At 71.8% G+C, this 4,331-nt stretch carries 3 protein-coding genes; all 3 read left to right on the top strand.

Annotation, left to right across the window (positions count from 1 at the left end; genetic code table 11):
* Positions 1-363: hypothetical protein (locus QM591_RS15725; protein ID WP_415133767.1), on the top strand; the 363-nt coding region annotated here is incomplete at its 5' end.
* Positions 360-1,091, top strand: coding sequence for a hypothetical protein (locus tag QM591_RS15720; protein WP_415133765.1), 732 nt, complete (start codon positions 360-362; stop codon positions 1,089-1,091). The genes QM591_RS15725 and QM591_RS15720, both read left to right, overlap by 4 nt.
* 119 nt (positions 1,092-1,210) lie before the next feature.
* Positions 1,211-4,331: ATP-dependent RNA helicase HrpA (gene hrpA / locus QM591_RS15715; protein ID WP_415133763.1), on the top strand; the 3,121-nt coding region annotated here is incomplete at its 3' end.

The raw sequence follows: 4,331 nt of genomic DNA, 5'->3' as shown, positions 1-4,331 counted from the left end.
GACGCGGCCTCCGCCGACGACGTGGCGACGCGACGGCGCACGTCCCCCGGCCGCGGGCCCGTCACGCCACCGTCCGCGGGCTCCTCGGCCCTGATCGACCCCCCGGGCCCCTCCCCCCGACGCGCGCGCGATCCCCGGCTCGAACCGGACGACGGCCACTATGGGATCCGCCGGGCGCCTCTCACCGAGCCGGTCACGCGTCGGCCCGCCGCGCTCGACGCGCCGCGCTCGCGACCGGAGCCGTCGGCGAGGACGACACACCGGCGTCGGGGCCACGCGGCGACCCTCGTCGTCACCGTTGTCCTGGCCCTCTTGGCCCTCACGGCCGCGGCCATGATGCTCGCTGTGCTGGTGGCCTCATGACGGGCGTCGCGACGGCCGGGCAGGAGGCGACCACGCCCGACCTGCGGATCGAGTTCTGCGGCGAGTGGTTCGAGCCACAGGCTCCTGGGCCGTTCACGGTGGGGCGAGAGGCCGACCTCGCCGTCGACGAGAATCAGTACCTTCACCGCCGTCTTCTCTCCTTCACATACGAGAACGACCTGTGGTGGCTGGCGAACGTCGGCCAGACCATCGGGGTCAGCCTGTCCACCGGCGACGGCGTCTACCAGGCGATGCTCGGTCCCGGCGCGAAGGTCCCGGTCGTCTTCCCGCGGCTGGTCCTGCTCTTCACGGCGGGACCGTTCACCTATGAGCTCACGGTCCACTGCACCCAGGCAGCGTTCCACTCGGCGTCGGTCGTCGCCGACGTCGACGACCCGCACCAGATGACGATCGGGAGCGTCGCGCTCACCCCGAGTCAGAAGCTTCTCGTGATCGCGCTGTGCGAGCCGCTCCTGCGCGACGGCCTGGCCGGTCAGAGCCAGCTGCCGACGTCGGCGCAGGCCGCGGCACGGCTGGGGTGGCCCCTGACGACCTTCAACCGCAAGCTCGACGCCGTCTGCGACAAGCTCGACCGCGAAGGCGTTCCGGGGTTGCGCGGCGGCGTGGGCAAGCTCGCCACCAACCGTCGCGCCCGGCTCGCAGAGCACGCGGTGCTCTCGCGGCTGGTGACGCCCCTCGACCTGCCGCTCCTCGACGCGCCGTCCTGAGAACACGGGCTCGACGGCAGCCGGGCTCCGAAGAGGTCCGCCCGCCGGGGTCTCCCCGCCCATCACGACCACCCGGGTCACCACGACCACCCGGGCCACCCGGCCTACGATGGAATGTCATGCCCACGCCCGTGATCTCCTACCCCGCCGAGCTGCCCGTCAGCGCTGCACGCGAGGAGATCGCGCGCGCCATCGATGCCCACCAGGTGGTCATCGTCGCGGGGGCCACCGGATCGGGCAAGACGACCCAGCTCCCCAAGATCTGCCTAGAGCTGGGCCGCACGAGCATCGCGCACACCCAGCCCCGGCGACTCGCGGCGCGAACGATCGCCGAACGCATCGCGCACGAGCTCGAGGTGCCGCTGGGCGGACTCGTCGGCTACAAGGTGCGCTTCACCGACCAGGTGTCGGCCGACACCCGGATCTCGCTCCTGACCGACGGCATCCTGCTCAACGAGATCCACCGCGATCGGCTGCTCCGACGCTACGACACGATCATCATCGACGAGGCGCACGAGCGCTCCCTCAACATCGACTTCCTGCTCGGCTACCTCACTCGCATCCTTCCCGAGCGCCCCGACCTCAAGGTCGTCATCACCTCGGCCACGATCGACCCGGAGAGTTTCGCCCGGCACTTCGCCCGCGATCCTGCGCATCCGGCCCCTGTCATCGAGGTGTCCGGTCGCACCTTCCCGGTCGAGATCCGCTACCGGCCCGCCGTCGGCGACATCGCAGACGGCACGTCGTCGACGTCATCGCCATCCGAGGGCGACACGAACGACGGCGATGACGTCGACACCCTGTTGCGGGCACTCCGGGAGCTGGATCGCGAACCCGACGGCGATGTCCTGGTCTTCCTCCCCGGCGAGGCCGAGATCCGCGACGCCGCCGATGCCGTACGCGGCATGTACGCGCGCGACGCGCGCCCCACCGAAGTGCTTCCGCTGTTCGGCCGACTGTCCGCGGCCGAGCAGCACCGCGTCTTCGAGCCGTCGACCGTTCCGGGCGTGCGCCGGCGCATCATCCTGGCCACCAACGTCGCCGAGACGAGCCTCACGGTCCCGGGGATCCGGTACGTCGTCGACGCCGGAACCGCCCGCATCTCCCGCTACAGCGCGCGCTCCAAGATCCAGCGCCTCCCGATCGAGGCGATCTCGCAGGCCTCCGCTCAGCAGCGTTCCGGGCGCGCAGGTCGCACCTCGCCCGGCATCGCGATCCGCCTGTACGGGGAGGAGGACTTCCTCGGGCGTCCGGAGTTCACCGAACCCGAGATCCTGCGGACATCGCTGGCCGCCGTCATCCTGCAGATGCTGGCACTCGGGTTCGGCGACATCTCGGACTTCCCCTTCCTCACCCCGCCCGACGCGCGTGGCGTGCGCGCCGCTCTGGACCTGCTGACGGAGCTGCGGGCGGTCACGCGCCGCGGCGACGAGGTGCGGCTGACGAAGATCGGGCGCGAGATCGCGCGGCTGCCGATCGACCCGCGCTTTGCCCGCATGCTCCTGGAGGCGCGGACGCTCGGTGTTACCCGCGACGTCTTGGCCATCGTGTCGGGACTGTCGATCCAGGACGTGCGTGAGCGCCCGTCGGCCGACGACGGCGCCCGCCGGGAGGCTGCGGACCGCGCGCACGCGCGCTTCGTGGATCCGACGAGCGACTTCCTGACGCTGTTGAACCTCTGGAACCACCTGCAGGAGCAGCAGCAGGAGCTCGGCTCCAGCGCCTTCCGCAGACTGTGCCGCACCGAGTTCCTGAACTACGTACGTGTGCGGGAGTGGTTCGACGTGCACCGGCAGTTGCGCACCCTCACCCGCCCGCCCGCTGCGGGCGACCGACGGGGCCGGAACGGCCGCAGCGACGGCCTCCACGACGCGCCCGCTCGGGACCGAGCCGACGACGTCCAGTCGGGCGCCGCGGCCGATCCGTCGGCCGTCCATCGCGCCATCCTCTCGGGCCTGCTCTCGCACATCGGCATCCTCGACACGCGGACCCTCTCGGCGAACTCCGACCGCAAGCGACGGCCGATGGCGGAGTACCGCGGAGCGCGGGGGGCGAGGTTCGCGATCTTCCCCGGGTCGGGACTGCGTTCGGCGGGCAAGCGCGGCAGCGCTCCCGACGCGGTCATGGCGGCCGAGCTGGTGGAGACCTCCCGCCTCTTCGCGCGCACGGTGGCCGCAATCGATCCGGCGTGGGCGGAGGACCTCGCCGGCGACCTCGCCCACCGCACCCTCAGCGATCCGCACTGGTCGAAGGACGCCGGTGCCGCCGTCGCCGCCGAGAAGGTCACCCTGTTCGGCGTCGAGATCATCCCGCGTCGCCGCGTGCAGCTGGCGCGCAGCGACCGCGACCTCGCTCGCGAGCTGTTCGTGCGGCACGCCCTCGTCGACGGCGAGTGGAACATCCACCACCTCGACAAGCGACTCACCGCTTTCGAACGGCGGAACCTGGAGCTTCGCCGGCGCCTCGAGAAGCTCGAGGAACGCGAACGTCGTCGCGACATCCTCGCCGGCGACGAGGCGGTGTTCACCTTCTACGACGCGCGGATCCCCCGCGATGTCTTCGACGTCCGCTCGTTCGAGGCGTGGTGGCGCGATGCCTCGTCGCGCACGCCGCACCTCCTCGACCTGAGCGAGGCGGACCTCGTCGATGCGTCCTCCCGCTCCGACGCGCGAGACTTCCCGGCGCGGTGGCAGCAGCGCGACCAAGTGCTCTCCCTGGCGTACCGCTTCGAACCGGGGGCGCCCGACGACGGCGTGACCGTCGTGATCCCGTTGCCGCTGCTGGCGCAGATCACCCCGGACGGTTTCGACTGGCAGGTGCCGGGGATGCGCGACGAGCTGATCACGGCGCTGCTGCGCGCCCTTCCCAAAGCCATCCGCCGACACGTCGTGCCGGCGGCGGACTGGGCTGCGACCCTCGGCGCCGAAGTGGCCGGCTCCGGCCCCGAGGCTCACGAAGGCGTGCCGCCGGTCACGTTGCGCGCCGCGTTGGCGACTCGGATCCAGCGTGTCGCGAATCAACCCGTGACCCCCGACGACTTCGAGCTGGACCGCGTGCCATCGCACCTCCTCGTGTCGTTCCGGGCCGTGGACGAGCGTGGGCGGGCGCTGGGTTCTTCCCGGGATCTGCGCGAGCTGCAGGACCGATTCTCGGGACGAGCACGCGCATCTGTCGCACGCTCGCTGTCGCGCGGTGCCGGCCCCGCCGCCGCCGCGACCCCGGGGCCGGGCGCCACGACCG

Source organism: Microbacterium sp. (assembly GCF_047607225.1).
Taxonomy (GTDB): domain Bacteria; phylum Actinomycetota; class Actinomycetes; order Actinomycetales; family Microbacteriaceae; genus Microbacterium.
Note: the sequence above shows the minus strand (reverse complement) of the source record. Positions and strands in the feature narration are given on the sequence as shown.